At 69.8% G+C, this 25,661-nt stretch carries 26 protein-coding genes; 7 read left to right on the top strand and 19 right to left on the bottom strand.

Annotated elements, in window-relative coordinates:
- The first annotated feature begins 58 nt into the window (after positions 1-58).
- The 4 genes from JUB11_RS05660 (at position 59) to JUB11_RS05645 (ending at position 2,853) form a co-directional block, all read left to right on the top strand.
- Positions 59-1,015: an acetyl-CoA carboxylase carboxyltransferase subunit alpha gene (locus tag JUB11_RS05660; RefSeq protein ID WP_207457334.1), complete on the top strand. Its 957-nt coding sequence runs from the start codon at positions 59-61 to the stop codon at positions 1,013-1,015.
- Positions 1,012-1,566 carry an MAPEG family protein gene (locus JUB11_RS05655; protein WP_207457063.1) on the top strand — a complete coding sequence of 185 codons (555 nt, stop codon included), beginning with the start codon at positions 1,012-1,014 and terminating at the stop codon, positions 1,564-1,566. Before JUB11_RS05660 ends, JUB11_RS05655 begins: the two co-directional genes overlap by 4 nt.
- 67 nt (positions 1,567-1,633) lie before the next feature.
- Positions 1,634-2,377, top strand: coding sequence for a DUF433 domain-containing protein (locus JUB11_RS05650; RefSeq protein ID WP_207457061.1), 744 nt, complete (start codon positions 1,634-1,636; stop codon positions 2,375-2,377).
- Complete coding sequence (locus tag JUB11_RS05645; protein WP_207457059.1) at positions 2,374-2,853, top strand: PIN domain-containing protein; 480 nt, start codon at positions 2,374-2,376, stop codon at positions 2,851-2,853. Before JUB11_RS05650 ends, JUB11_RS05645 begins: the two co-directional genes overlap by 4 nt.
- Before the next feature lies 1 nt (position 2,854).
- Here JUB11_RS05645 and JUB11_RS05640 read toward each other — a convergent pair whose 3' ends face one another.
- Genes JUB11_RS05640 through argB form a run of 3 tightly spaced genes read right to left on the bottom strand, consistent with a single transcriptional unit; the run spans position 2,855 to position 5,219 of the window.
- Positions 2,855-3,835, bottom strand: a complete 981-nt coding sequence (locus tag JUB11_RS05640) for a CorA family divalent cation transporter (RefSeq protein WP_207457051.1) — start codon at positions 3,833-3,835, stop codon at positions 2,855-2,857.
- Positions 3,836-3,845: 10 nt separating this feature from the next.
- Complete coding sequence (locus tag JUB11_RS05635; RefSeq protein WP_207457049.1) at positions 3,846-4,259, bottom strand: hypothetical protein; 414 nt, start codon at positions 4,257-4,259, stop codon at positions 3,846-3,848.
- Between the two features lie 33 nt (positions 4,260-4,292).
- Positions 4,293-5,219, bottom strand: a complete 927-nt coding sequence (gene argB / locus JUB11_RS05630; protein ID WP_207457047.1) for an acetylglutamate kinase — start codon at positions 5,217-5,219, stop codon at positions 4,293-4,295.
- A gap of 155 nt (positions 5,220-5,374) precedes the next feature.
- On the opposite strand from argB, the gene JUB11_RS05625 reads away from it, so the two are divergent.
- Positions 5,375-5,641 carry a hypothetical protein gene (locus JUB11_RS05625; protein ID WP_207457045.1) on the top strand — a complete coding sequence of 89 codons (267 nt, stop codon included), beginning with the start codon at positions 5,375-5,377 and terminating at the stop codon, positions 5,639-5,641.
- Positions 5,642-5,704: 63 nt separating this feature from the next.
- On the opposite strand, the gene yihA is transcribed toward JUB11_RS05625, so the two are convergent.
- The 9 genes from yihA to JUB11_RS05580 form a co-directional block, all read right to left on the bottom strand.
- Positions 5,705-6,379 carry a ribosome biogenesis GTP-binding protein YihA/YsxC gene (gene yihA, locus JUB11_RS05620; protein WP_207457043.1) on the bottom strand — a complete coding sequence of 225 codons (675 nt, stop codon included), beginning with the start codon at positions 6,377-6,379 and terminating at the stop codon, positions 5,705-5,707.
- Complete coding sequence (yidC, locus tag JUB11_RS05615) at positions 6,376-8,088, bottom strand: membrane protein insertase YidC (protein WP_207457041.1); 1,713 nt, start codon at positions 8,086-8,088, stop codon at positions 6,376-6,378. Before yidC ends, yihA begins: the two co-directional genes overlap by 4 nt.
- Before the next feature lie 65 nt (positions 8,089-8,153).
- Entirely contained in the window at positions 8,154-8,450 is a 297-nt protein-coding gene (yidD, locus tag JUB11_RS05610; RefSeq protein WP_207457039.1) for a membrane protein insertion efficiency factor YidD, read from the bottom strand.
- Positions 8,447-8,896 carry a ribonuclease P protein component gene (rnpA, locus tag JUB11_RS05605; RefSeq protein ID WP_247886866.1) on the bottom strand — a complete coding sequence of 150 codons (450 nt, stop codon included), beginning with the start codon at positions 8,894-8,896 and terminating at the stop codon, positions 8,447-8,449. The genes yidD and rnpA overlap by 4 nt, the downstream gene beginning before the upstream one ends.
- A 23-nt stretch (positions 8,897-8,919) precedes the next feature.
- Positions 8,920-9,054, bottom strand: coding sequence for a 50S ribosomal protein L34 (rpmH, locus tag JUB11_RS05600; protein ID WP_109326345.1), 135 nt, complete (start codon positions 9,052-9,054; stop codon positions 8,920-8,922).
- Positions 9,055-9,175: 121 nt separating this feature from the next.
- Positions 9,176-10,183, bottom strand: coding sequence for a glycosyltransferase family 2 protein (locus tag JUB11_RS05595; protein ID WP_207457035.1), 1,008 nt, complete (start codon positions 10,181-10,183; stop codon positions 9,176-9,178).
- Complete coding sequence (locus tag JUB11_RS05590) at positions 10,183-11,163, bottom strand: glycosyltransferase (RefSeq protein ID WP_207457033.1); 981 nt, start codon at positions 11,161-11,163, stop codon at positions 10,183-10,185. The genes JUB11_RS05595 and JUB11_RS05590 overlap by 1 nt, the downstream gene beginning before the upstream one ends.
- A gap of 80 nt (positions 11,164-11,243) precedes the next feature.
- On the bottom strand, positions 11,244-12,401 hold the full coding sequence (locus tag JUB11_RS05585; protein WP_207457031.1) for a hypothetical protein: 1,158 nt from the start codon (positions 12,399-12,401) through the stop codon (positions 11,244-11,246).
- A 53-nt stretch (positions 12,402-12,454) separates the two neighbouring features.
- Entirely contained in the window at positions 12,455-13,849 is a 1,395-nt protein-coding gene (locus JUB11_RS05580) for a hypothetical protein (RefSeq protein WP_207457029.1), read from the bottom strand.
- Between the two features lie 336 nt (positions 13,850-14,185).
- Between JUB11_RS05580 and JUB11_RS05575 the strand changes: the two genes are divergently transcribed.
- On the top strand, positions 14,186-16,186 hold the full coding sequence (locus JUB11_RS05575) for a right-handed parallel beta-helix repeat-containing protein (RefSeq protein ID WP_207457027.1): 2,001 nt from the start codon (positions 14,186-14,188) through the stop codon (positions 16,184-16,186).
- Positions 16,187-16,323: 137 nt separating this feature from the next.
- Positions 16,324-16,611 carry a hypothetical protein gene (locus tag JUB11_RS05570; RefSeq protein WP_207457025.1) on the top strand — a complete coding sequence of 96 codons (288 nt, stop codon included), beginning with the start codon at positions 16,324-16,326 and terminating at the stop codon, positions 16,609-16,611.
- Positions 16,612-16,806: 195 nt separating this feature from the next.
- Here JUB11_RS05570 and JUB11_RS05565 read toward each other — a convergent pair whose 3' ends face one another.
- From JUB11_RS05565 to JUB11_RS05535, 7 genes are all read right to left on the bottom strand, one after another.
- Complete coding sequence (locus JUB11_RS05565; RefSeq protein ID WP_247886865.1) at positions 16,807-17,943, bottom strand: glycosyltransferase family 4 protein; 1,137 nt, start codon at positions 17,941-17,943, stop codon at positions 16,807-16,809.
- On the bottom strand, positions 17,943-19,202 hold the full coding sequence (locus tag JUB11_RS05560; RefSeq protein ID WP_207457023.1) for a glycosyltransferase family 4 protein: 1,260 nt from the start codon (positions 19,200-19,202) through the stop codon (positions 17,943-17,945). Before JUB11_RS05560 ends, JUB11_RS05565 begins: the two co-directional genes overlap by 1 nt.
- A complete protein-coding gene (locus tag JUB11_RS05555) occupies positions 19,199-20,461 on the bottom strand; it encodes a glycosyltransferase family 4 protein (protein ID WP_207457021.1) in 1,263 nt (420 codons plus the stop codon). The genes JUB11_RS05560 and JUB11_RS05555 overlap by 4 nt, the downstream gene beginning before the upstream one ends.
- A 5-nt stretch (positions 20,462-20,466) precedes the next feature.
- On the bottom strand, positions 20,467-21,429 hold the full coding sequence (locus JUB11_RS05550; protein WP_207457019.1) for a GDP-L-fucose synthase: 963 nt from the start codon (positions 21,427-21,429) through the stop codon (positions 20,467-20,469).
- 115 nt (positions 21,430-21,544) lie between these two features.
- Positions 21,545-22,528 (bottom strand): SDR family NAD(P)-dependent oxidoreductase, encoded by a 984-nt coding sequence (locus JUB11_RS05545; protein ID WP_207457017.1) that lies wholly within the window; start codon positions 22,526-22,528, stop codon positions 21,545-21,547.
- 54 nt (positions 22,529-22,582) lie between these two features.
- A complete protein-coding gene (locus JUB11_RS05540) occupies positions 22,583-23,938 on the bottom strand; it encodes a nucleotide sugar dehydrogenase (RefSeq protein WP_207457015.1) in 1,356 nt (451 codons plus the stop codon).
- 226 nt (positions 23,939-24,164) lie between these two features.
- Positions 24,165-25,613 (bottom strand): flippase, encoded by a 1,449-nt coding sequence (locus JUB11_RS05535; protein WP_207457006.1) that lies wholly within the window; start codon positions 25,611-25,613, stop codon positions 24,165-24,167.
- Positions 25,614-25,661 lie beyond the last annotated feature (48 nt).

Raw genomic sequence — 25,661 nt, 5'->3', positions numbered from 1 at the left:
GGGACGGTGCCGTGTTACCTAGCCCGGTCCGCGTTTGACCTCCCACTTTTTGTCCGGCATGCAGACCTTCCTGGAATTCGAAAAGCCGATCGCCGAGCTTGAAGGCAAGATCGAGGAATTGCGGCATCTCACCGACGCCGGCGACATCAACATCGCCGACGAGGTCGGGAAGCTGCAGTCCAAGGTCGACAAGCTCCTCCGGCAGACCTACGCGAAGCTCACCCCCGCGCAAAAGGTGCAGGTGGCTCGCCATCCCAACCGGCCGCATTGCCTGGACTACGTCCACCGGCTGATCGACGACTTCACGCCGCTCGCCGGCGACCGCCACTTCGCGGAAGACCAGGCGATCGTCGGCGGCATCGGCCGCTTCCGCGGCCGGTCCGTCGTCGTGATCGGGCAGGAAAAGGGGCACGACACCGAGTCGCGCGTCCGCCACAACTTCGGCATGGCCAAGCCCGAGGGCTACCGCAAGGCCCAGCGGCTGATGGACATCGCCGACCGCTTCAAGCTGCCGGTGATCTCGCTGGTCGACACGGCGGGCGCCTATCCGGGCGTCGGCGCCGAGGAGCGCGGCCAGGCCGAGGCCATCGCCAAGAGCATCGAGCGCTGCCTGCGCCTGACGGTGCCCATGGTCGCCACGGTCATCGGCGAGGGCGGCTCGGGCGGCGCCATCGCCATCGCGGCGGCCGACCGGGTGCTGATGCTGGAGCACGCCATCTATTCCGTCATCTCGCCGGAAGGCTGCGCCTCGATCCTGTGGCGCAACCCCGACATGGCGGGCGAGGCGGCCATCGCGCTGCGCATCACCAGCCAGGACCTGAAGGAACTGGGTGTCATCGACCGCGTGGTGAACGAACCGATCGGCGGTGCCCACCGCAACGCCGCCGAGGCGATCCTCGGCCTTGGCGACGCCATCGCCGAATCGCTGGCCGAACTGGACGGGCTGGACGGCGCGGCCCTGCGCGCCAAGCGGCGCGAGAAGTTCCTGGAGATGGGCCAGAAGGGGCTGGGTTGACCGGCCCCGGCCCCGGGCCGGACTGCGGGAACGGCGGGGGCCGGACACGGCTCCTGCGCCTCGCCGCCGCCATCAACCTGGGCGCCGCCCTGCTGACGCTTCTTGCCTTCTGGCTTCTTCTTCCCCTGTTCGGAAGTCCCGCCGGCTCCGGGGACGCCGGAAGCCGCCTGGAATTCTGGGCACGTCTGGCCCTATGGCCCGCGCTGCTTCTCTTCGCGATGGTCGGCGGCGTCCTCGTCGCCCGCGCACGCTCGGTGGCGCTCAACCCCATCGACGATCCCGAATCGCGGCTGTACCGCGTCAGCCAGCGCGTGCTGACCAACACGGTCGAGCAGACCGCGATCTTCCTGCCCGTACTCGCCGCCCTCACGGTCCTGCTGCCGCCCTCCGCCCTCGGCGCGCCCGTCCTCGCCACGGCGCTGTTCGCCTTGGGGCGGCTGCTCTTCTGGGCCGGCTACCTGATCCATCCCTATGTCCGGGCGCCGGGCATGTCGATGACGCTCGCGACCAACGCGGTTGTCCTGCTGTGGGCGGTCTGGCTGGCGCTGTAGGCCCGATGCTTGCTTTACCTTGCTGCAATTCAGCCCCATATTTGGTGCTGAATTGCAGGGGGGCAGCATGCCGGAAGCCTTCGAACTGACCACGCCCGAGGCGGCCTTCGTTCTCGGCAAGCCCGCGAACGATGTGAAACGCGCGATCGACCGGGGTGTGGTCGAGGCGCATCGCGTCGTCCAGGGGAAAACGGCGCACCGCTATCTCGGGCTGGCCGACCTCGTCTATCTGAAGGCAAGCGAACGGCTGGCGGACAAGCTGACGCCGGACGCCAGGGGGGACCTCTACGTCCGGCTGCGCGACCGCCTCGGCGCGATGGAGCAGGGCGGCGACCGGTCGCCGCAGGGACGGCTGGACTTCTGGAGAAAGGCCGCCGGAAGGCTCCGGGGCAAGAGCTTCATCGACGGCCTGCCCAAAAGGATCGAACTCGGCTGGGCCTCGGTGGACATCGAGCCCGACCTCCTCGCCGTCTCCGGGCGCCTGCTTCTGCTCGCGGAGGTCAAGGCTGACGCCGAGCGCAACGCGGCCGGCGAACCGGTCATTCCTGGAACTTCCATCGAAGCCTACCGCGTCGCGGCGCTGCTGGAGGGAGGGGCATCGGCCGAGGAGGTTCTGCACGAACACCCGGAGCTGGCTCCGGAGGGGGTGGAGTGGGTCCGGGCCTACGCGGCAACCCATCCGAAGCGCGGCCGGCCCTTCCCGAAAAAAGGCCTGAAGCGCAGCGTCCGGAACCTGGGGCTCGAAGCACTCGACGAGGTTCTCGGCCCCTGCGACGCGTGGACGGAGCCCGAGGGCGGGGATGCGGGGTGATCTACCTGCTCGATACCAACATCTTCCGTCTTCTTGGCCGTTCGGAAAGGGATCTTCCGCAACAGGCCGAGCGGAACGTGCTCAAATGGTTCGCGTCGGTCGATGCCGATGCGCTCCGGATCAGCGTGCTGACGCTGCGGGAAACCCGAAAGGGCATCGAACTGCTGCGGCTGAAGAAAGGCAAGGCGGAGATTGCCGCTGAGATCGAGGGGCGCCTCGCGCGGCTGCTTGCCGATTACGGCGTGCCCTTCGTCGTTCCCGTCGATGTCGAAACGGCCATCGAATGGGCCGTGCTGTCCGCCGAGAAGGACAGCGACCGCATGGACATGGGGATCGCCGCCACGGCTCGGGCCAAGGGTTATGTGTTGGTCACTCGCAACGTAAACGACTTCCGTGGCAGGAACCTGGCTCTGCTCAATCCGGCCATCGCCCCTGCCAGCATCATGCCCGCCAAGGGGCCGCCGACGGGAAAATAGCTCACAGCCAGCGCCGGCGCAGCACGTGGAGCAGCGGCACCACGGCGGAGGCCAGCATCAGCAGCAGGGCCAGCGGATAGCCCCAGACCTGCCCGGTCTCGGGCATCCACTCGAAATTCATGCCGAAGACGGTGGCGACCAGGGTCGGCGGCAGCAGCACCATGGTCAGGATCGACACGATCTTCACGATCTCGTTCTGCTCGATGGTGATCTGGCCGAGTGCGGTGTCGAGCAGCAGGTTCACCTTTCCCGACAGGAACAGCGCGTATTCGTCCAGCCCGGTGATGTCCCGCTGGGTGGTGCGGACCCAGCGCCGCGTCGGCTTGCTGCAGGTCCAGCCCTCGCCCCGGCTCAGGAAGGCCAGCATGCGGCCGACGCTGGACAGGCTGACATGGGCCTTGCCGATGAGTTGGCCGGTCTGTCCGATGCGCCTCAGCGTGCGCGCGTCGTCGCTGCTCTCGCCGCGCACGGGCAGGCGCCCGCGCAGGGCGCGTCCGCCCATCGCGTCCAGCTCGATCCCGATGCGGCGCAGGACAACGGCGGTGCGCTCCACCATGCCCTCCACCAGTGCCGCCAGCACCGCCTCGCCGGTCGTTCCGGCGAAGCCGCCGCGCGAGGCCCGGCGGCGGAAGGCGAGGAAGGCCTGGGGATCGACATGGTGGACCGTGGCGAGGCGCCCGCCGGCCAGGACGAAGCTGACCGGCGTGATGCGCGGCTGGTCGGTGTCCGCCCAGACCAGGGCCATCACGGTCAGATGCGCGGCCGCGCCGACGAGGCGCAGCCGGCTCGATTCCTCGATCTCGACCATCTGCTCGCGGGTCGGCAGGGGCGTGCCCATCATCGCCTCGGCGCGGGCCAGCTCCTCGGGCGTGGGGTTCAGCAGGTCGAGCCAGACGGTGCCGGCGGGCAGTGGCCCGGTCCCGGTTTCCGCCCCCTTGTCCCAGCGCAGCGCGCCGCCCTCGCCGACGAAGACGTGCAGCATGGCGGGCGGGTCAGGCGATGCGGTTGAAGCGGGGGCGCGGCGGCTGCGGCGCCGGCCCGTCCGGCGCCGGTCCGGGAGCCTGCCCCGGCACGGGCCGTTCCTGTGCCGGGGGGAGCGGGGCGGGCGAGGCCGCAACGGGGGGAGCGGGCGGCTGGCCCGGCGGCTCCGGCGCGGTCCCCTCCTTGCGCAGTTCGGCTTCCAGCTTGCGGCGGAAGGCGCCGCCGTCCTCGCGGGAGTCGAGGAAGCTCGCGACCGCCTGGCGGGCGGAGTCGCGGTCGAAGGGGACCTTGCCGAAGACCGCGAGCTTGGCGCGCTCCACCAGCTTCGGATCCAGCGATTCGCGGATCCGCTTCATCTGGTCCAGAAGCTCCCGGCGGACGTCCGTCCCGGAGTGCGGTTTGCCTGGCTTGCGGTCGTCGGGCATGGCCCCCTCGCGTCGCGATCGGTCCTGCGCTGGTCAGTCCCGGCCGATCATGGTTCCGGCACCGCCCTCGGTGAAGATCTCCAGCAGCAGCGCGTGCGGCACGCGCCCGTCCAGGATGACGGCGGCGTCGACGCCCTGTTCCACGGCGTCGGTGCAGGTCTCGATCTTCGGGATCATGCCGCCCGACGCGGTGCCGTCGGCGATGGCCCCGCGGGCCGTCTCCAGCGACAGGCGCGGGATGAGCTGCTTGTTCTTGTCCAGCACGCCGGCCACGTCGGTCAGCAGGAAGAAGCGCGTGGCGCCAAGCGCCGCCGCGACCGCGCCGGCCGCCGTGTCGGCGTTGATGTTGTAGGTCTCGCCCTGCTCGTCGATTCCGATCGGGGCGATGACCGGGATGATGTCGGACTTGGCGAGGCTGTTCAGGATCTCCGGGTTGACCCGGTAGGGCTCGCCCACGAAGCCCAGATCCAGCACCTTCTCGATGTTGCTGTCGGGGTCGCGCTGCGTGCGGCGCAGCTTGCGCGCCGTGATCAGCCCGCCGTCCTTGCCGGAGATGCCGACGGCGCGGCCGCCGGCGTTGTTGATGGCGGCGACGATCTGCTTGTTGATGGAGCCGGCGAGCACCATCTCGACCACCCCGACCGTCTCCTTGTCGGTGACGCGCAGGCCGTCGACGAAGCTCGACTTGATCTTCAGCCGCTCCAGCATCTGGCCGATCTGCGGGCCGCCGCCATGGACCACCACCGGGTTGATGCCGACCTGCTTCAGCAGCACGATGTCGCGCGCGAACAGTTCGGCCAGGTGGTCGTCGCCCATGGCGTGCCCGCCGTACTTGATCACGAAGGTGCGGCCGGCGTAGCGGCGCATGTAGGGCAGGGCTTCGGACAGGGTGCGGGCCTTGGCGAGCCACTCGTCGCGGGTCGTGTTCTGCACGGGAGAGCCGTTCGTCGGGGTGGACATTGGCGGACTCTTTAACGGAAAGCGCCGGGGGTGCCTAGTGGAGTTTTGCCGGCCGCGAATCGTGACGTCTTCATGACGATCCGGCCCGCCGGGGAACCGGGACACCCGCTTCACGGTTCGATTCCCATCAACCGCACCACATCCGGAATCGTGCCATGAGCGACAACAAGACGAGCGACAACAAGATGCCCGAACCGCGCAGCCCCTTCCGCGAGGCGCTGCTGAACAACCCGCACGACAACGCGCGCGAAGCGGAGGCCATGTATGATTCGAACAGCCGCCGCGAGGTCGAGGAAGCCAACAAGGCGCTGAACGAGAAGGCGCCCACCAACCTCGACCGCGGGACGGATTCGGGCGAGGGTCCCACCGGGCCGGGCGGCGACGCGGTGATCGCCGGAAACACCGGCAAGCCGCTGGTCTGAGCGGTCTCCGGAACAGGAAGCCGGAAGAAGAAAGGGCCGGTGCGTCTGCACCGGCCCTTCTCATTACCCTTCCGCCTTCGGCGCCGCCAGCGCCGCGAGGCTGGCGCGCAGCTCGGCGATGCCGAGGCCGGTTTCGGAACTGGTCAGATGCACCTCGGGGAAGGCCGCGGGGTGCTTCTTCATCTCGGCCACCGTCCGGTCGAGCATGGCCTGAAGCTCCTTGTCCTTCACCTTGTCGGCCTTGGTCAGCACGACCTGGTAGGGCACGGCCGCCTTGTCCAGCATCGTCATGACCTCGTGGTCGTGCGGCTTGGTCCCGTGGCGGGAGTCGATCAGCACCAGCGCGCGGCGCAGCGTGACGCGGCCCTTCAGATAGCTGCGGACCATCTCGGTCCAGGCGGCCACCTTCTCCTTCGATTCCTTGGCGTAGCCGTAGCCCGGCATGTCCACGATGGTCAGCCGGTCGCCGAGGTTGAAGAAGTTGAGCTGCTGGGTGCGGCCCGGCGTGTTGGAGGTGCGGGCCAGCGTGTTGCGGCGGGTCAGCGCGTTGATGAGGCTCGACTTGCCGACATTGGAGCGTCCGGCGAAGGCGATCTCCGGCTGCGCCTCCTCGGGAAGCTGGTCGAGCGTCGCCGCACCCCAGGTGAAGTCGCAGGGCTGGGCGAACAGAAGCCGCCCCGTTTCCAGGGCGGCCTCGTCGAGTCCGGAGGTCAGGCTGGTGACGTTCCGTTCGGTCACGCGGGCACCCCCATGCGGCGCATGATCGTCCACTGCTGCGCGACCGACAGCAGGTTGTTCCAGGCCCAGTAGATCACCAGGCCGGCGGGGAAGCCGCCGAGCATGAAGGTGAAGATGATGGGCAGGAACTGGAAGATCTTCTGCTGGACCGGGTCGGGCGGCGCCGGGTTCAGGCGCTGCTGCAGCCACATGGTGATGCCCATGATGATCGGCCAGGCGCCGAGGTGCAGGATCGAGGGAGGATCCCAGGGGATCAGGCCGAACAGGTTGAAGACGGTGGTGGGGTCGGGCGCCGACAGGTCATGGATCCAGCCGAAGAAGGGCGCGTGCCGCATCTCGATGGTGACGAACAGCACCTTGTACAGCGCGAAGAAGACCGGGATCTGCACGAGGATGGGCAGGCAGCCCGACACCGGGTTGACCTTCTCGCGCTTGTAGAGGGCCATGACCTCCTGGTTCATGCGCTGCGGGTCGCCGCTGTAGCGCTCGCGCAGGGCCTGCATCTGCGGCTGCAGCTTCTTCATCTCGCTCATCGCCCGGTAGGACTTGCTGGCGAGCGGGAAGAAGAGGGCCTTGACGAAGACGGTGAAGACCAGGATCGCCACGCCGAAGTTGCCGAACAGGCCGGCCAGGAAATCCAGCGCGTAGAAGAAGGGCTTGGTCAGGAAGTAGAACCAGCCGAAATCGATGGCGAGATCGAAGTTGGTGATGCCCAGGGATTCGGCGTAGCCGTCCAGCAGGCGGACCTGCTTGGCGCCGGCGAACAGGCGCTGGGTCTCCTCCGCCGTGGCCCCTGGCGCCACTTCGACGGCCTGGCCCAGTATGTCGACCTGGTAGCGCTCGCCGCTGCCGGCGGCGGTGTGCAGGAAGCGGGCGGTGACCTGGTCCTGCTGCTCGGGGACCAGCGAGACGAGCCAGTACTTGTCGGTGATGCCGATCCAGCCGCCGGTGGTCTGGTTCTTGATCTCCCGCTCTTCCTTCACGTCGGCGTAGCCCCGTTCCTGGAGCTTGCCGTCGAAGACGCCGAGCGGACCTTCATGCAGGATGTAGAAGCCCTCGGTGTGCGGCGTGCCGGCGCGCGACACGAGGCTGTAGGGCAGCAGCTTGACGGGGGCGCCGCTGTTGTTGCGCACGCGCTGCGTCACCGTGAACATATAGTCCTTGTCCACGGTGATGGTCCGCTCGAACACCAGCCCCTGGCCGTTGTCCCAGCTCATCACGAGCGGGCTGTCCGGGGTCAGGGTGGTGCCCTGGGCGGTCCAGCGGGTGTCGGACTTCGGCACCGGAAGGGCGCCGTTCTCCGGCACCCAGCCGAATTCCGCGTAGTAGGCCTCGGCACTCGCCGCCGGGGAGAGCAGCACGATCTCCGGGCTGTTCTGGTCCGGGGTCACGTGATAGTTGGCCAGCGTCAAATCGTCGATGCGGCCGCCGACGAGGTTGACCGAGCCGTGCAGCGACGGGGTGGTGAGCGGGACGCGCAGGCCGGCCTCGCGCTGCTCGGCGATCAGGCCGGCGCGGTCCTTGATGGTCTCGGCCGCCGCGACGCCGGGGATCGTGGGGTTGACCGCCAGCTCCGTCTGGGCGGCCTGCTGGCGCGCCAGCTCTTCCTGCCTCTGCTGAACCCGCGGGCCTTCGTAGAAGAACTGAAAGCCGAGGAGGATGGCGATCGACAGGGCGATCGCGACGATGAGGTTGCGTTGGTCGGTCATGGGCGTCCCGGTTACCGTCGGGCCTTTCTCTTGGGCGGCGAGCGCCGGCCTTTGGGGGTTGTGCCTCAGGGGTTGTGGTGGTGCGCGATGCCCGCCCGCCCGTGCGCGCAGGAACACGCGCGCGCGGCGGATCCGCCGCCGGGGGCCGGCACGGGGTCGTAGCCCCAGCCGCCCCAGGGATGGCAGCGCGCGAGCCGGCGCAGGGTCAGCCAGCTGCCCCGGACGGCTCCGTGCGTGGATAGCGCCTCAAGCGCGTAGTTGGAACAGCTTGGCTGATAGCGGCAGTGCCAGCCGACAAAGGGCGACAGGGTCAGCTGGTACAGCCTGACCAATCCGCGCAGGGCATGGGTGAGTGGGTTCATGCTCCGGCCTCTCCCTCGGCGCCCTCGCGCGCTTCCCGGTGTGTTTCCGGGGTTGCGTCCGCTGGGGCGGTTTTTGCTGGGGCCGGCGCGTCGCGCCAGAGGCCGAGGCGCTTCAGCGCCGCGGTCAGGTCACCCAGAAGGTCCGGCCACGGCCGTTCGGCCGTTCCGGAGCGCGCCACCAGCACGAAATCGTGCCCGGGGGCGGCGTGGGCGGGCAGGATCATTCCCGCCGCCTCGCGCAGGCGGCGCCGGGCGCGGTTGCGCACCACGGCGTTGCCCACCTTTCGGCTTGCCGTCAATCCAAAACGAAGCGGCGGCTCGCCATCGGCGGGCCGCTGCCGTTCGTCGTGTCGGCGCACCTGCAGTATCAAACCGGGAGCGACGTGCTTACGCCGCGTACCGGCCACGGCCAAGAATTCCGGCCGCCGCTTCAGGCGCCCGACCATGCGGCCCGGCGCCGGCATGCGGATCAGGCGCTCAGGACCTTGCGGCCGCGGGCGCGGCGGCGAGCGATGACCTTGCGGCCGCCGACAGTGGCCATACGCGCGCGAAAGCCATGGCGGCGCTTGCGCACGATCTTGCTCGGCTGGTACGTGCGTTTCACGACACTTTACTCCGTCAAATCGATCTCAGGGAAAACGAGCCCCGCTGTATAGAGACAGCGCTTCCATGAGTCAATGCGCAACTGCGGAAATCCGCAGTGCGGCCGATGCTCAGCACCGCCATCAGCCCGGCGCGTCCGCGGACCGGGCGGCGGGCCGGAGCGGGACGGAGGCCCCGGCGGGGGGTGCGGTGCGGACGGCGCCGGGGGCGGCCGTGGAGGCCAGATGCAGCCAGCGGCGGTAGGCGTCGGCGCCCACGGGGGCGCGGTGCTTCCATCCTATCCGCAGGATCTCCGGCAGGGCCAGCAGGATCTTCAGGTCGGTCGCGCGCGGGCCGTGGCGCAGGTTCTTCCAGCTGTTGCCGGCCCAGCTCCGCGCCAGCCGCCAGGGCAGCAGGGCCGCCGGGCAGCGGGCGATCTCGCGGATCAGGTCGTTGCGGTGGTTGTAGAAGCGCTCCAGCCCCGGCTTGCGGCTCTTCTCGCTCTTGTCGTGGAAGACCATGACGTCGGGCAGGGCGACGACGCGGTGGCCGGCCCCCATCAGCCGCAGGCAGCGGTCCTTCTCCTCCCCCTGGCGGTACAGCTCGGGCATGTAGAGACCGGCGGCGGCGACCGCCCGGCGGCGCAGCAGGTGGCCGCAGCCGACGTACCAGGGCACCTCGAAGGGGGCAGCCCCCTTCGGGAAATAGACCAGCCCGTCCCGCGTCTCGATGTTGCAGGCGACCGCGGCCACGTCCGGCTGCGCCTCCAGGTAGGCGACGGCGCGGGCCAAGCCGTCCGGCTCCGCGAACCAGGAATCGTCATCCACGGACAGCACATAGTCGCCCGACGTGTTCACGAAGCCGAAGTTGCGCGCGTAGATCAGCCCGGCGTGGTGCGGCAGCCGGACGTAGCGGACGGAAGCGAACTCTGTCCGCATCATCGCGTCCGTCCCGTCGGTCGAGCCGTCATCCACCACCAGCACCTCCGCCGGCGGCAGGGTCTGCGCCGCCAGCCGGGTCAGGGCCGTGCGCAGCTCGTCCTTGCGGTTGAAGGTGGCGATGACGGCGCTGACCCTCAGGCCGCCGTTCGTCCGGCCGTCCGCCCGGCCGTCCGCCCGGCTTTCCGCCCGGCCTTCCGGGGGAGAGGCCATCACGCCGCCTCGTCCGACGTCGATCCGGCCTTTCCGGCGGGGGGCAGCAGCGGCAGCCGCTGGATGGGGCGGCGCTGCTCCTCCGGGTAGATGTTCTTCACGCCGGGCAGATAGCTCCGGTAGAAGGTCTTCAACCGCTTCAGGTCGCCCTTCAGCAGGTAATGCACCGTGTATTTCGCGATCATGCGCGGCACGGCGGACTTCGGCTCGTACTGCGACTGGATATAACCCATGTTGCGGAAGTAATGCGGGGCTCGGCCGTCCGGCATTTCCTCCACCTTGCCGAGCAGGCCGCCCAGCACCGGCTTCACCTTGCGGCCCATGCGCGGGTGGACGTGCAGCGCGTTGACGGCGGAACCGTCCTTCAGCCCGGCCTTGCGGGCGCGCAGCATGAACTCGTACTCGTCGCCCCAGATGAACATCTCGCGCTTGATGTTGCCGATGGTCTCGAAGGTACGGCGGCGGATCAGCGTGCCGTTGAAGAGCGAGATGGCGTCCAGCACCACCCCGTCCTTGGCGAGCGCCTTCAGCTCCGCGACCGTCTGGCAGCCGCGCGGCATGAAGGAAAGCTCCTCGTGGTTCTCCGGGGCGACCACGGCGGGGCCGATCATGTCCAGCCCATGCGCCTCGCCCTGCTTCAGCAGCTCGGCGAGCGCGCCGGGCTCGGGGATGCCGTCGTCGTCGGTGCACCAGATCCACGCGTGGCCCAGCTCCATGGCCGTGGCGAAGGCCGAATGGTAGGCACCCGCCGAGCCGCAGTTGGCTTGGCGCACCACCACGAGGTCCTCCTGCGCCGCCAGCCACTCGCCGGTGCCGTCGGTCGAGCTGTTGTCGACCACCACGATCTTGTCGGGGCGGGGGACCTGCGCCCGGATCGCGTCGACGCATTGCGTCAGCATGTGCAGGCGGTTGTAGGTGACGATGATCGCGCAGACGTTTGCGGCGACGGCGGGCTTCGGTTCGGAGGTCAGATCGGACATGAGGGGTCGGCTCTCCGGTCAGTGCCCCGTTCGGGGTCGAATTCGGGTCGGGATGTGGGATGTGCTGTTTGGGTGGCGCCCTATTCCGCGGCGGTGGTCGCCACGGCGCAGTCCAGATAGCCCGGCTTGCAGGGCAGGGTGGCAATGTGCGGGCTTTCCGGCGTCGCGATCACGCCCATGCGGCGCAGGCTGTCGTGCACGGCCTGGGCGGCGAACCGCTGCCCCTCGGCGCCCCAGCGGCTGTCGTTCGGGGCGTAGAGGTCGGCGGTGCCGTTGGCGGCCATCTCCCGCAGCCCCTTGGCCAGCGGAACGAGGTTCAGCTGCGGGTCGTCGCGCAGGGTCGTCTCCACGATCGAGCGGACGGGCGGCGGCTCCTCCAGGAAGTCGGCGTAGACCGTGCCCTTGTCGGGCGGCACCATCAGCAGGAAACGGGTGACCCCGTTGGACTCCACGGCCTGCTGGAGGCGGCGGAAGGCGGCCCGGCGCTCGGCGAGCAGGACCTGGTCGGCGCGCCAGGACGCGAAATCCTCGGCCAGGAACAGGCTGCTCGACCGCTTCTCGGAGGTGAAGAGCCGCGTGTAGGTCACCGGCAGCTCGACGACGCCGCTCTCTCCGGGGCCGGACATGGCGCGCTCCGCCGCCTTGGACAGGAACTGGAGCGCGTCGCCGAGCGGCGGGATCAGCCCGTCATGGGCCATGGGCCGGGGACGGGGCTGGGGCGTGGCCTGGAGCGGCTTCACGGGGATCGCCTCCGGCGCCGGGCGGGAGGAGGCCAGGGTGACGTGCGCCGTCTCCGCGACCGTGTCCGCGTCCGCCATGGCGGGCAGCTGGTGGCGCAGGCGGCGCTCCATCGTCTCGACGATCAGCACGCGCGGCGGGCGCTCGCGGAACTCGGCGGAGTTCACATAGCTCCAGGCCGACACCCGCTCCTGGTGCATCACCCCGACGGTCAGGCCGGTGGCGTTGCGCAGGTGGTCGGTCCAGAACTGCCCGAACGGCGTCCGGGCGTCGTCCGGGTCGGGGTGGGAGAAGCCGTCGCCGATCACCACCACGTCGTAGCGGGTTCCCGCGCGTGCGGGCTCCGCCAGCGGCGGCACGAAAACCGCCTGCGGCGCCTTGGGGCCGAAGGCGTTTTCCGTGTAGCCACCGGCGCGCGTCAGGTCACCCTGGACGGGATCGAGCGCGAACCCCACCGGCAGCAGCGCCGCCAGCAGGAGGGCCAGGAGGCGCAACGCCATGGAAACTCCCCTAATGAATTGGAACGGAATGGCTCGTGTCTCAAGGCAAGGCGTCAGCTGGTCTCGGCGCCGTCCGCGGCGCGCCGCAGGACAAGGGGCGGCCGGTCCTCCGCCCCGAAGGCGATCCAGGCGCGGAACAGCCGGGTCAGCGCGATCCACATCAGGATCGGCATCAGCGAGAAGAGGCCGAACTTGAAGATCGAGATGCCGCCGTCGCGGAACCACTGGAGCGAGAGCGGCAGGAAGCTGCAGTAGAACAGCACCCCGTATTTGTTCACCGCACCGCTGCGCCAGAACCAGCGGTGGATCGTGCCGAGCGCCAGCCCCACCAGGACCATGGTGAGGATCATCCCGATCCAGCCGCCGCTCATCCAGCCGTCGCCGGCCAGCGAGGTGGTGAGGTTGGCGAAATGGCCGAAGTCATGCAGCGAGAAGTACTGGACGGGCGGACCGATCGGCTTGGCCGGCCACAGGACGCGCGGAATGGGTTCGGTGAAGAGCTGGAGATACTGGGTGAACCAGGTGTAGGTGCCGGATTCCTTCGGCACGACCCACAGGATGAAGGAGAGATAGTCGAAGTTGCCGAGATCCTGGCCCGCCAGCGAATCGACGAAGCGGGCGTCGGAGCTGCCCTGGACCCGGAAGAGGGAGGAAACGGGTGCCGTGCCCTCGAAGACCGAGCGCAGGGCGCCGCGGTTCTGGCCCAGCGTGTGGAACAGCATCAGCACCGGCAGCCCGACCGCCACGTGCCACAGGCGGAACCACTTGGTGCGGGTGTGATAGAGCAGCAGCAGCACGAGCGAGATGACGCCCATGATGAAGGCCCAGCGCCCCCAGCCCAGATAGGCCCGGTACATCAGGAAGCTGAGGAAGGGGATGAAGGACAGCGGGTGGAAACGGCTGACCCAGATGATCCCCAGCGCCAGCGGCAGGCCCATGGAATGGGCCTCGGCGACATAGCCGGTGGTGTTGACGTAGACCGGCTGTCCGGTCAGCGGGTCGCGCTCCATCTGCACGTCGCCGACGCCGGTGAAGGAGGCGCCCCCCTGGCGCATGATGGCGGAATAGACCGCCAGCGGTCCCAGCAGCAGCGCCGTGAGCGTGTAGGCCGCGATGTCCGGCCCGTCGAAACGGAAGGGCTCGCGGTCTTGGAACTCCGGCCGCGCGGCGCCGGACCAGGCGCAGGCGATGGCGAAGGCGATCAGCGCCACCGAGCTGACCATGAGGGTGAAGACGAACTGCTGCGCGCTCGGCCAGAAGCCGATGAAGAGCCACACATTGTCGAACTGGTAGACATGCAGCAGGATCGGGCGCAGGACGAACACCAGCGTGTGGAAAATCAGGTAGAAGCTCAGGGGGTGGAACATCGAGGCCGTCCCGCTGAACAGGAAGACCGCGACCACCAGGGCCACCACCAGCACCTGCGCGATCAGCGCCAATTCGATCATCGCCAAGGTCCGCCATGGTTTCACGGGCAAAACCGGCCGCGCGGACGGCCGGGCGGCGGAAAGGGCGAGGGCGCCTTTCCCGCATCGCCGACAGCAACACGCAGGCGGCAGTCCCGGGTCCATCCGGGGGCTAGGGCATCTGGCGAAGCGCCCTCCGAAACCGGACTATCCCGACAGTGCGCTTGACTCCTCCGGAAAGCAGCCTGCGAAAAAGCGGCAATCCATCAGTGTTTTTGCCACGAACCCGGCTTGCCGCCAGTTTCGCTTTGAATGGACCGGCCTGGCCCCTGCTGCCGGCCGGCCCGCTTGCGTGCAGTGCGGTATGGTGGAGGTGAGATGGCGGTTCGGTTCTACGGCATGGGGACGCGTGCGGTGCGGGCGGCTCTGTTCGCGGCGGCGCTGCTGGGGCTGGGGACGGCTCCGGCGCTGGCGCAGCGGGCGGCGGCCAATGGCACGGCGGCCGGAGCGGCGGTCCATGTCTCGCCGCGCGGCGACGACCGCTGGTCGGGCCGGGCCGCCGAGCCGGGGCGCGACGGGCGGGACGGCCCGGTCGCCACGCTGGCCCGCGCGGTCGACCTGGCGCGCCGGGGCGGGCTGCGCACGATCCTGCTGCGCTCCGGCACCTACCGGATCGAGGAGACGGTGGAACTCGGCCCCGAGGACGAAGGGCTGCGCATCGCGGCATATCCCGGCGAGCGGCCGGTCCTGTCCGGCGGGGAGCGGATCGGCGGCTTCGCGCCCGAGAAGGGAGCCGAGCGGGCGGGCGTCTTCTCCGCACCGCTGGCCCAGGATCCGGGGCTGGACCTTACCGTCGGCGGCGTGCGGCTGCGCCCCGCCCAGAGCGGCGACCTCGACCCGGCCGACCCCGTGCGCACCGGCTGGCTGGTCGCGCAGGCGGCCAAGGGGGGTGCGAGCAAGCGCCGCCTGCGCTTCGCTCCCGGCAGCCTCCAGGCGGGCTGGGCGGCACCCGGCGTGCGGGTCCAGGCGCTCGACCGCGAGCGGCTGTCCGACAGCATCATCGGGGTGGAGGCGATCGACGCGGCGCGCGGCACGCTGACGCTGGAGAAGGACGCCCAATACGCTTTCCGCGACGGCTCCACCTTCCGGCTGCTCGGCCATCCGGACTTCCTGAAGCATCCCGGCCAGTTCGCCTGGGACGCGCGCCGCAAGCGCCTGCTGGTCCGCCCGGCCGAGCCGGACTCCTTCGCCGGGGAGGCGGTGGTGGCGCGCGTGGCGCCGCTGATCCAGCTCGACCGGACGCGGGGCGTCACCATCGAGGGGCTGGGCTTCACCGAGGTGCCTTACGACGGCCCGGCGCTCCGGGTGGAGGGCGGCGGCGGCCATGCCGTCCTGAACAACCATTTCAACGCGGTGGGCACCGCCGTCACGGTGGAGGCCAGCACCGGCAACCTGATCCGCGGCAACCTCATGGAGCATCTCGGCCGCACCGGCGTGAGCCTGCGGCCGGGCAGCGATGACAACCGCGTCGTCGCCAACCGCATGCGCCACATCGGCGAGGTGGCTCTGTTCAGCGCCGGCGTCTTCGTGTCGGGCGCCCAGCGCACGCTGGTGGCGCACAACGACATCCGCCATTCCTCCCGCTACGGCGTGTCGGTGAAGAACTGGAGCGAGGAGACGGTCAACACCGACACGGTCATCGAGTACAACCGCATCCAGGACACCGCGCGCGAGACGGCCGACGCCGGCGCCATCGAGACGCTGGGCCGCAGCAACATCGACACCCGCACGGTCATCCGCTTCAACGACATCCGCGACACGGGCGGCATCGCCACCAACGCCGCCGGCAAATGGCTGGAGCGCTACAAGGGATTCGGCATCTATCTCGACGACCAGACCAACGGCGTCCGGGTGGAGAGCAACTTCCTGATGAACACCGGCTGGGCGGCGGTCTTCATCCATGGCGGCGACCACAACCGCGTCCACAACAACATCTCGGTCCTGACCCAGCAGCGCGACCGCTTCCTGCGGCTGGAATGGGTGCCGAAGGCCGGCGTGGCGGGCTTCCTGCGCGACAACGTCATCACCCACAACATCGTCCACGCCCGCGCACCCATGGACCAGTTCTGGGTCAGCCTGACTGGCGGCGAGCCGGTGATCGACAACAACATCGTGGACCGCGCCTACGGCAACCGGGCCGCCCGCGCCGCCGCTCCGGCCAGGACCGAGGCGCGCACCATCCAGGGGCCGCAGCTCTCAAACCCCTATTTCATCAACCCCGGCCGCGACGACTTCCGGCTGCGCGACAACTCGCAGGCCCGCGCGCTGGGGATCGCGGACCTGCCCTGGAACCGCATCGGCCCGGAAGGAGCGGAATAGCCCTCCCGCCGGGTCTGTGCATCGCGCGGCTGGGGCTTGTCCGTTAGGCACAAAAATGACTCCGTTAACGCTTCGTTAACTGTGGCTAATAAAGTCTGAATGCGCTTAGATGAGTGGGCCGAACGCTGGAGATACCCATGGCCCAGATCCTCTCTTTCCCGGACGCCGCTCTCCCGCAGGACCGCCGCCAGGCGCTCCGCACCGTCGTCCGCGGCCGCATGGACGCGATGCGTCCGAACGAGGCCCTGGCACCGGAGGAGGGGCTGGCCGAGTTCGAGCGCATGATGGCTCACGAGAGCGAACTGCGCCGCCGCGCCGACGAATTCAAGCAGCTCTGCGAGCAGGCCATGGCCGCGACGGTCGAACGCTCCCGCGGCCAGTCGGTCGTCGATTTCAACGCCCGCCGCGTGCTCGCGCACGCGTGACGGCTGGGGCGGCCCGGCCGCCCCGAAGATCCATCCGGACAAACGGACACCGGAAAGACAAAACGCCGTCCCGGCGAATGCGGGGACGGCGTTTTTCGTATTCGCTGCAATCGATCTTCCGGAACGATCTTCCGGAATTCACACCCCGCTCCCCGCGGGCGCCCGCTCGCGCGAGGCACCCTCGGGATGCGTCCCTCACCCCACCGCGCGGCGCTTGGCCGGCACCTCGCTGACCGGTTCCGCGAGCGGACCGGTGATGCGTTGGAGGACGGCCTCGAAGCCGGTGGCGCTGGACTCATGGGCGGCGCGGGCGCGGGACAGGGCCTGTTCGGAGGCGAGCGCCAGCGCGTCGCGGTCGTCGGCCCAGCGGCGCAGGGTGGGCAGGACCGCCTTCACGAAATCGGCGCTCTGCGGGACGATGCCGTTGCGCGGCAGGTCGCTCCCGATGCAGCCCCGGTCGTAGGCCAGGACCGGCACGCCGGCGGCCATCGCCTCGAACAGCACCAGCGGCTGCGCCTCGTTCCGGTAGCGCGTCGGGAAGACGAAGACGTCGATGTCGCGGTAGAAGGCGGCCTTGCTCTCGCCCGACACCGGGCCGCGGTACTGAACGGCGCCGTCATGGGCGGCCACGCCCGCGGCGACCAGCGCGTTGTCCATCGCGCCGATCCCGGGGCCGGCCAGCACCAGCTCCACCGGAACGCCCTCGTCGCGCAGCGCCCCCATCAGCGTGAAGAGCGTGTCGAGCCCCTTGTCCGAGCAGAGGTTCGACAGATGGCCGATGCGCAGCGGTCCCTCGCGCCGGACCGGCCGGCGCGGCTCGGGCGGTGTGAAGATGGCGTTGGACATGACCATCGCCGTGCGGGCCGCCGGGTAGATCTTCTGGAACTGCATCTGCATCGCCGGGCAGAGCAGGATGTGGGTGCAGTCCGGCCCGGCGACCTGCGTCAGCAGGCGCATGCGCCAGGTCGGTTTGCTGATGGTGGCGAAGCTGTGGTGGTGCAGCACGCGGGCGTAGCCGAACAGCCGCGCCGTGCCCATCAGCAGGGTGGTGTAGAGGCTGCCCCAGCCGGAATCGGCCGGCATGTAGAAGCGCTTGTCCGGTTGACCGGCGCCGGCGGCCAGCGTCCGGGCGGCCTCCAGGACGCGCCGGATCTTCACGGCCTGGTAGCGCAGCCCCCCGCCGTTCCAGCCCGGCGACAGGTCGGCGACCGCGACCGGGGCGCGGGCCTTGAGCCGGTCCAGGATGAGCTGGGTGACCCGGCTCATCCCGTCGGTCGGCGGGGGCAGGCGGCCTGAGACGACGATGTGCGGGGATAGGCGGAAACGGGTCATCAGCCCTCGCTTTTCTGGGCGGACGGCAGGGAAACGGCCGAGATGCCGGCGGCGATCCCTTCACGCATCGGTTCCTTGAGGGTGCCGAGCGCGACGAGGGATTTTTCCACCGCCTCGGCGAAGAAGTCGGAGTCGGCGAGCGGGCAGAACTGCCGCCCGTTGAGGCTGAGGCGTCGCCATTCCGCCTCGTCTCCGGCCACCGCCAGCATGTGGCGGGCCAGCCCCTCGGGGTTGTCCGGTTCGACGATGTGGCCATTGACCCCGCTGCGGACCAGCACGTCGCGGGCGCCGCAGACGTCCGACAGGATCGTCGGGACGCCCATGGCGAGCGCCTCGTTCACCACCAGCCCGAACTGCTCCTCGATGGAGGGCAGCAGCAGGCACAGGGTGGAGCCCAGCGTCTCGGCGATCCCCTTCTCCTGAAGGAAGCCGCGGAAGATGATCTTGTCCTCCAGCCCGCGCCGGGCGACGTCCGCCCGCAGCTCCTGCTCCAGCACGCCGGAGCCGCAGAGATGCAGGGGCCGGGCGGCCTCTCCGGCGAGCCGACGGTACTGGTCGTAGGCCTCGATGGCGCGGAACAGGTTCTTCTTCGCCACGAAGCGGGCGATGATCGTGAAATGACGGTCGGCGAAGGGCACGCCGTCGGGCGCCGGGGTCATGCCGGACAGCCGGCGGATGCGGTCGAGCGACAGCGTGTCGTAGCCGATGAAGACCTTGTCGCCGGGGATGCCGAGAAAGCGGAAATAATCGGTGGTCCGGTGGCTGCCGCCGATGCCCGCCTGATAGGGGCCGTAGAACAGCGTCTTGACCGCCTCGCGCCACAGGACGCGCGGCTTGTCGTCGAACTTCGAGGCGTTCAGCGCGATCAGCTTGCGGCCCATCAGCCGCATCGTCACCGCCAGCCCGAAGACGTCCGGATCCTCGTAGTGGCAGAGGAAGATGTGGCGGGCGTCAAGCTTGCGGCACTCGCGCAGCAGGGCGCGGTAGACCGTCCAGCTCGACAGGTCGGCCTTCGACTGGCCCGGGAAGAGGGTGATCTTGCGGAAATTCCGGCCGCTGCCGGTGCTGTCCCAGGCGTAGGTGTGCGACTTGGACCCGACCTCCAGCCCGACGACGTCGTAGCGGTGGCCGAGCCGCCGCCCGACCGCTTCCAGCCGGTCCATGTGGTAGGGTCCGAACATCTCCCAGCTGAAGACCAGGGCGGGCTTCCGGACGTCCGGCTTTCCCGGTTCGGGCGTACCGGTTTCGGGTGTGCTCATCGGTCGGTGCTCCCGTTCGGCAGGAGGAGGGCGGCGTAGCGGGCGAGCGCCACGCGGCGCGTCGCGTTCGCCTCGACCCAGGCCCGGCCGCGCCGGCCCATGGAGGCGCGCCGCTCGGGATCGTTCAGAAGGGCGGCCACCGCCTCGGCCATCGCGAGCGGCTGGTCCGGCGGGGTGGTGAGGAAGGCCCCCGCCTCCGCCTCCAGCCGCGCCAGGGCCGAGCCGGGCAGGCAGGTGCAGACGAAGGGGCGCCCGGCCGCGAGGATGGTCACCGCCTTGCCGGGCATGGCGAAAGCGGCACCTTCCGGCTTCTGCGGCACGAGATGGACATCGCCCTCGGCCAGCCCCTCGGCCAGCCGCTCCTTGGGCGCCAGCGGCGCGAATTCGACGTTGGACAGGCCGAGTGCCGCGGCCTGGGCCTTCAGCTCCTCCTCGATTCCGCCCTGGCCGCGCAGCAGCACGCGGGCGTCCGGGCGCAAGCTCCGCAGATGGCCGGCCATCTCCAGAACCTGCTCCAGCCCCTGCTTGCGGGCGAAGGCGCCGCTGTACAGCACGGTCGGCGGCTGGCCGTCCGGGCGCGGCATCGGCCGCACGGCATCGGCGTCCACATGAGGCGGGATCACCGTGACGGGCCGGGTGACGCCCAGCTCCCGCAGCACCTCGCGCATGGCTTCCGACAGCACCACCACCGCGTCGGCGCGGTTGAGCGCCGTGCGCTCCAGCGCGCGGATCCCCTTCAGCGCCGCTCCGCCGCCCATGCCGAGCGCGCTCGCCAGGCCCGACTGGATGTCGTGGACGATGGCGATGTGCCGCCCGCCGGGTGCCGTGAAGCGGTCTGCCACCCCGACGCTGAGGATCGAGGGGCAGAGCGACAGGACCGCCTTGTGCCGCCCCGTGCGCCCCCTTGCCAGCGCGCCGAGGAACTGGGCGTGCAGCGAGCCCTCATGGACCAGCCGCGCCTTCATGCCGCCGCCCTTGGGCGGGAATGTGGGGAAGCGCTCGATCCGCACCCCCTTCACCGTGGTTCGGTCCTGGCTGCCGTCCCGGTAGCCCTCATAGACCGTCTGCCCCGGATAGTTGGGGCGCGCGGTCAGGACGGTGGTGTCGGCGCCCGCCGACGCGAAGGCGGTGGCGAGATCGGTCATCATCGGCGCGCTGCCGGCCGGTTCGGGCCAGTAGCTCTGCGCCACCAACAGGACGCGGTCCGGGACCGTGACCGGCGGCGCGTCCAGCCGCAGGGAGGCCGCATCGTCCGGCATGGCCCTCACTCCGCCGCTTGGCGGGTGGCCGCCAGGGTCGGGGCGACCTTCTCCAGGAACCACTCGTAGGTGCGCCGCACGCCTTCCTCCAGCTCCACCCGTGGGCGCCAGCCGGTGGCGAAGAGGCGGGAGACCTCCATCACCTTGCGCGGGTGGCCGTCGGGCTTGGTCAGGTCATGCTCCAGCGTGCCTTCGTAGCCGACCGTGCGCTTGATCATCTGGGCCAGCTCGGCGATGGCGATCTCCGTGCCGGGGCCGACATTGACGATCTCGGGATCATCGTAGGTCCGCATCAGGTGCAGGCAGGCGTCGGCCATGTCGTCCACATAGAGGAACTCGCGGCGCGGCGTTCCCGTGCCCCACAGCGTGACGGACGGGGCGCCGGCCATCTTCGCGTCGTGGAAGCGGCGGATCAGGCCGGGCAGCACGTGCGAGCCCTCCGGGTCGAAATTGTCGCCCGGTCCGTAGAGGTTCGACGGCATGGCGCTGATGGCGTTGAAGCCGTACTGGCGCCGGTAGGCCTGGCACATGGTGATGCCGGCGATCTTGGCGATGGCGTAGGGCTTGTTGGACGGTTCCATCTCGCCGGTCAGCAGCGCCTCCTCGCGCAACGGCTGCTCGGCGTGTTTCGGGTAGAGGCAGGAGGAGCCCAGAAAGAGGAGCTTCTTGACGCCCGCCCGCCAGGCCGCGTCGATGGCGTTGGTCTGGATCAGCAGGTTCTCGCGGATGAAGTCGGCGCCCATCCGGTCGTTGGCGAGGATGCCGCCGACCTTCGCCGCGGCGAGGAAGACGTAGTCGATCTTCTCGCGGTCGAAGAAGGCCCGCACCGCCGCCTGGTCGGTCAGGTCCAGCTCGGCGCGGGTGCGGAAGACGAGGTTGGTGTGTCCCTGCTCCGATAGGCGGCGCAGGATGGCGGATCCGACGAGGCCCCGGTGGCCGGCGACGAAGATGCGGCTGTCCTGGTCCATGAGAACTCCTCAGTCCGGCAGGCCGCGCCCCTCCCGGGACCGTCGGCCTGCCGCATCGCGTTCGATCTCGCCCGGCCGGGCTCGTCCCGGCCGGGCAGGCGTGGGAACGCCCCTCTTACTCGGCCGCGGCGGCGGCGCTGCGGGTGCGCGCGGCGTACCACTCGACGACGCCCGGCAGGCCCTGGGCCAGCGGGATGCGCGGCTCGTAGCCGAGCGCCCGCAGGCGGGCGATGTCCGGGCTGCGGCGGGCGGTGCCGCCGGGGGCCGGCGGGCCGGCGAGGACGTCGGCCTCGCGGCCCAGCGCCGCGACGACCTGGCGGGCCAGCTCGGCGATGGTGACCTCCTCGGGGTTGCCGATGTGGTAGATGCCGAGATGCTCGCCCTTCTCCGTCACCGTCATGATGCCGTCGATGGCGTCGTCGATGTGGACGAAGGCGCGGGTCTGGGTGCCGTCGCCCTGGATCGGGAAGGGCACGGGGCCGCGCGGCGCCAGGTCGATGGCCGAGACGGCGCGGCGCACGAACTCCGGCACCACATGCTCCCAGCCCATGTCGGGGCCGTACACGTTGTGCGGACGGAAGATCGCCACGCGGTCGAAGCCGGTGCGGCCCCAGTTGACGGCCAGCAGCTCCGAGATCAGCTTGGAGCCGCCGTAGCTGTAGCGGGCGTTCAGCACGTCCGGCACGACCAGCGGGATGTCCTCCGGCGTCGGCACCATCGGCGGGGTCTGGTAGGCCTCCGAGGAGGAGGCGACGACGAGGTCGCCGACGTTGTTGGCGCGGCAGGCGTCCAGCACGTTCAGCATGCCGCGCACGCCGACGTCCAGAACCACTTCCGGCTTTTCGTAGAAATGCTTGGTGCCGTTGACGGCCGCGAGGTGCAGCACGCCGTCCACGCCGCGCACCGCCCGGTTCACCGCCTCGGCGTCGCGGATGTCCCCGGTGATGAACTCGACATGGTCGAGCACGTCGGCGAGGCGGCCGGTGTGGCCGCGGGAGTTGTCGTCGAGAACGCGGACCTTGTGGCCGTCGCGCACGAGCCGGTTGACGAGGGCGGCGCCGATGAAGCCGCTGCCCCCGGTGACGAGATAATGCGTCATGCTGTTCAGTTCCTTTGCCCTCGCGGGCCTATCCGGTGGTCTGGCGTGTGGGGGTCAGCTCGCGTGCGCGAAGCGGGCAGCGCCGTGGCTGCCTAGCGCCACGTAGGCCGTGCCCTCCGGCAGGTCCACGTCGCGGCTGTTGAAGTTGTTCCAGAAGTCATAAATGATCCCCGGCCGGTCCATGCGGCCCGCCAGATCGGGCAGCGGCATGGAGGTGAAGACCGGGTGGTTGTTCAGGATGACCGCCAGGTTGGCGCCATGCACCGCCTCGGACATGCTGTCCGACGGCTCAAGCCCGAAGGAGCGGATGTCGTCCGGCGCCACTACCGCGTCGAAGCCGCGCCAGCGCGCCTTGGGGAAGCGGTTGCGCAGCTCGTCGAAGACCGGCTTGGCCATGGTGCCGCGCAGGTCGTCGGTCGCCGGCCGCCCCTTGAAGGCGAGGCCCATGAGGCTGATCGTCGGGCTGGAGGGGAAGCCCTGCATGGACTTGGTGAGCGTCTCCAGGAAGCCCGCGACCTCCGCCGGCTGCGTCTCGTTCACCTGGCGTCCGGCGGCGGTGATGGCCATCTCGACGCCGGCCTCGCGCGCACCCTGCATCAGGATGTGCGGGTCCTTCTCCAGGCAGGGGCCGCCGACCGGGCCGGGCAGGGGCAGGTTGGTGCGCGGGTAGCCGAGCTTGCCGGCCCGCACGACCTCCATCGCCGAGATCTCCATCGCGTTGCAGACGCGCGCGATCTCGTTGGAGAAGGCGAAGGTGACGTCGCGGTAGGTGTTGTCCACCAGCTTGATCATCTCCGCCGTTTCCAGCGTGGAGACCTTCACCGTGGTCGGCGTCAGGAAGCCGAAGATCTGGGCGGCGCGGGCGGAAACCTCCATGGTCTCGGCGCCGATGATCTGCGGAAGCTGGTTCAGCTCGATCAGCGCCTGCCCTTCCAGCGTGCGCTCCGGGCAGAAGGCGATGTCGAAGCGCTTGCCGCTCTCGGCCAGGATGGGGGCGACGATGCCGCGCGTCGTGCCGAGCTTCACGGTGGAGCGCAGGATCACGAGGTCGCCGTCGTTGAGCTGGGCGGCCACCTGCCGGGTCGCCGCCTCGATCATGTCGGTGCGGATCTTGCCGTCCTTGCCCAGCGGCGTGCCCACCGTGATGATGAAGACGCTCGCGCGGTCGCAGCCTTCCGTCGTCTGGCCGAAGGTGAAGCGCCCGCGCGACACGACGTGGCGCAGCTTCTCGGTCAGGCCCGGTTCGAAGAAGTGGGGGATGCCCTTGCCCAGCTTGTCGAGCACGTCCTTGCGCACCTCGACGCCATGAACCTGGAAGCCCGCGTCGGCCATCGCCACGGCGAGCGTCAGCCCGACATAGCCGAGGCCTAGGACGCAGACATTGCGGTCGGGGAAATTCTTAGGGAGCATTCTCGGTCGGTCCTGCCTTGATGTGATGCGCAGTCCAGAAGGCGTTGCCTCGTAGTTCTGCCCGCGCCCGGCTCATTCACGAACGGCCTATGCGGGCGAATGTTCCTGTTTTTGTGCGTTGCCAAAAGAATAGGAACGCGTGATTCAGGAATGGCGCGGAGCTACTTCCGAAGCGGTAGCCTTCAATTATTTTGGAAGGGGCAGCGGATTCTTGCGGGTAGGAGAATCATGCCGTTGCCCCGATGAGCCGGCGCAGCCGCGACGGACGGATGAGACCCGTCGCGGTCAGCGCCACCAATTCGACGGCGAGGATCATGCCGCCCACGGCGATGAGCACCGCCAGCGGGTGCCGGTCCCCCGAAAGGAGGGCCGGGGCCAGCCAGGTCAGCCCCGCCACGGCGGCGAGCGCCAGCGCAGCACAGAGTGCCGCCCGCGCGGCGATGCCGAGATAGAGCTGTCCCACCGTCCGCCGGTGGACCCACGCCAGCCCGGCCAGCGCGGTCAGCTCCGCCGCGACGGTCGCCACCGCCGCGCCCTCGATGCCCCAGCGGGGGATCAGGACGATGTTCAGCAGCGCGTTGACCGCCCCGCCGGCGAGGATCGCCGCCATGTAGGCGGTCTGCCGGTTCCAGACGAGCAGCGGGTTGCCGAGCGTCATGTTCAGGTGGACCACGGCGACCGAAACCATCAGGAGTCTCAGCGCGTCGCCGCCCGGCCGGTAGGCCTCGCCGAACAGCAGCGCCAGGACCGCCGGCGCCAGCACCACCCCGCCGGTGGCGACGACGGCCCCGATGGACAGCATTGTGGTGGCGTAGTCGCGCATGCGCTCGCGCATCCGCTCCGGGTCGCCATAGGCGGCGGCGAGCTGCGGGATGAAGGCGTTCATCACGATCTGGGCGGCGGTCAGGGTCAGCATCTGCACCTTCACCGCGGCGGCGTACCAGCCGACCTCCTCCTGTGGGGCCAGGAAGCCCAGCATGACGAGGTCGAGGTGGCCGAAGATCGCCCAGGCGAAGACGCTGACCGCCATTGGGGCCGCCGCCGTCAGGATGGCGCGCCAGACCGCCAGGTCGATGCGCGGGCGCAGGCGCCCGAAATCGCGGCGGAAGCGGACCAGCATCAGCCCGGCGTTCAGCAGGAAGGATGCGGCGGTGATGGCCGCCGCGATCACGACGTCCTCGGGTCCGCGCACCAGCAGCAGCATGGCGGCCATGGTGCCGAAGGCGGTGCCGATCTCGCGGGTGGCGATGACGCCCATCCGCTCGGTGCCCTGATAGACGAAGTCGAGCAGCAGGGCATTGCCCAGGAGCTGGAGCGCCTGCACCAGCAGCACCGCCTTGACGAGATCCGGCTTGTCGAGCGCCAGGACGAGCGGCGCGTAGACGGCGCCCACCACGAGCGCCAGCAGCACCCGCAACGTGACGACATGCTCCGCCAGCACGGCGGCGCGCGAGGGATCGCGCGCGATCTCCCGCACCGCGTAGGTGGAGAGGCCGAGATTCACCAGCAGGGCCGCGTAGGCCAGCATGGAGGTGCCGAAGCCGAGGAAGCCGAAATGCTCCGGCCCCAGCACGCGCGCCGTCCAGGCGGTCGTGACCAGCCCGGCCAGCAGCGTCGCGACCTTGGCCGCGCCGAGAGCCCGGATGTTCCGAAAGATGCGCCGTCCAGCCGTCATGATACCCGGATCGTGAGGGAATGCCCGCTTCCTGCGTGAAGGGGCCGC

Source organism: Azospirillum sp. SYSU D00513 (assembly GCF_017356015.1).
Lineage (GTDB): Bacteria > Pseudomonadota > Alphaproteobacteria > Azospirillales > Azospirillaceae > Azospirillum.
This window is presented reverse-complemented; position numbering and strand designations above follow the sequence as displayed.

Excerpts from the sequence above, each read along its gene's own strand:
- yidD (WP_207457039.1), bottom strand. The coding sequence starts at position 8,450 with ATGAACCCACTCACCCATGCCCTGCGCGGATTGGTCAGGCTGTACCAG.
- JUB11_RS05640 (WP_207457051.1), bottom strand. The coding sequence starts at position 3,835 with ATGCTGCACGTCTTCGTCGGCGAGGGCGGCGCGCTGCGCTGGGACAAG.
- JUB11_RS05660 (WP_207457334.1), top strand. The coding sequence starts at position 59 with ATGCAGACCTTCCTGGAATTCGAAAAGCCGATCGCCGAGCTTGAAGGC.
- JUB11_RS05575 (WP_207457027.1), top strand. The coding sequence starts at position 14,186 with ATGGCGGTTCGGTTCTACGGCATGGGGACGCGTGCGGTGCGGGCGGCT.
- JUB11_RS05535 (WP_207457006.1), bottom strand. The coding sequence starts at position 25,613 with ATGACGGCTGGACGGCGCATCTTTCGGAACATCCGGGCTCTCGGCGCG.
- JUB11_RS05650 (WP_207457061.1), top strand. The coding sequence starts at position 1,634 with ATGCCGGAAGCCTTCGAACTGACCACGCCCGAGGCGGCCTTCGTTCTC.
- JUB11_RS05585 (WP_207457031.1), bottom strand. The coding sequence starts at position 12,401 with ATGGCGTTGCGCCTCCTGGCCCTCCTGCTGGCGGCGCTGCTGCCGGTG.
- JUB11_RS05560 (WP_207457023.1), bottom strand. The coding sequence starts at position 19,202 with ATGAGCACACCCGAAACCGGTACGCCCGAACCGGGAAAGCCGGACGTC.
- JUB11_RS05580 (WP_207457029.1), bottom strand. The coding sequence starts at position 13,849 with ATGATCGAATTGGCGCTGATCGCGCAGGTGCTGGTGGTGGCCCTGGTG.
- argB (WP_207457047.1), bottom strand. The coding sequence starts at position 5,219 with ATGTCCACCCCGACGAACGGCTCTCCCGTGCAGAACACGACCCGCGAC.
- JUB11_RS05625 (WP_207457045.1), top strand. The coding sequence starts at position 5,375 with ATGAGCGACAACAAGACGAGCGACAACAAGATGCCCGAACCGCGCAGC.
- JUB11_RS05590 (WP_207457033.1), bottom strand. The coding sequence starts at position 11,163 with ATGTCCGATCTGACCTCCGAACCGAAGCCCGCCGTCGCCGCAAACGTC.
- JUB11_RS05550 (WP_207457019.1), bottom strand. The coding sequence starts at position 21,429 with ATGGACCAGGACAGCCGCATCTTCGTCGCCGGCCACCGGGGCCTCGTC.
- JUB11_RS05540 (WP_207457015.1), bottom strand. The coding sequence starts at position 23,938 with ATGCTCCCTAAGAATTTCCCCGACCGCAATGTCTGCGTCCTAGGCCTC.
- JUB11_RS05555 (WP_207457021.1), bottom strand. The coding sequence starts at position 20,461 with ATGCCGGACGATGCGGCCTCCCTGCGGCTGGACGCGCCGCCGGTCACG.
- rnpA (WP_247886866.1), bottom strand. The coding sequence starts at position 8,896 with ATGGTCGGGCGCCTGAAGCGGCGGCCGGAATTCTTGGCCGTGGCCGGT.
- yidC (WP_207457041.1), bottom strand. The coding sequence starts at position 8,088 with ATGACCGACCAACGCAACCTCATCGTCGCGATCGCCCTGTCGATCGCC.
- JUB11_RS05545 (WP_207457017.1), bottom strand. The coding sequence starts at position 22,528 with ATGACGCATTATCTCGTCACCGGGGGCAGCGGCTTCATCGGCGCCGCC.
- JUB11_RS05635 (WP_207457049.1), bottom strand. The coding sequence starts at position 4,259 with ATGCCCGACGACCGCAAGCCAGGCAAACCGCACTCCGGGACGGACGTC.
- JUB11_RS05595 (WP_207457035.1), bottom strand. The coding sequence starts at position 10,183 with ATGGCCTCTCCCCCGGAAGGCCGGGCGGAAAGCCGGGCGGACGGCCGG.
- JUB11_RS05570 (WP_207457025.1), top strand. The coding sequence starts at position 16,324 with ATGGCCCAGATCCTCTCTTTCCCGGACGCCGCTCTCCCGCAGGACCGC.
- JUB11_RS05565 (WP_247886865.1), bottom strand. The coding sequence starts at position 17,943 with ATGACCCGTTTCCGCCTATCCCCGCACATCGTCGTCTCAGGCCGCCTG.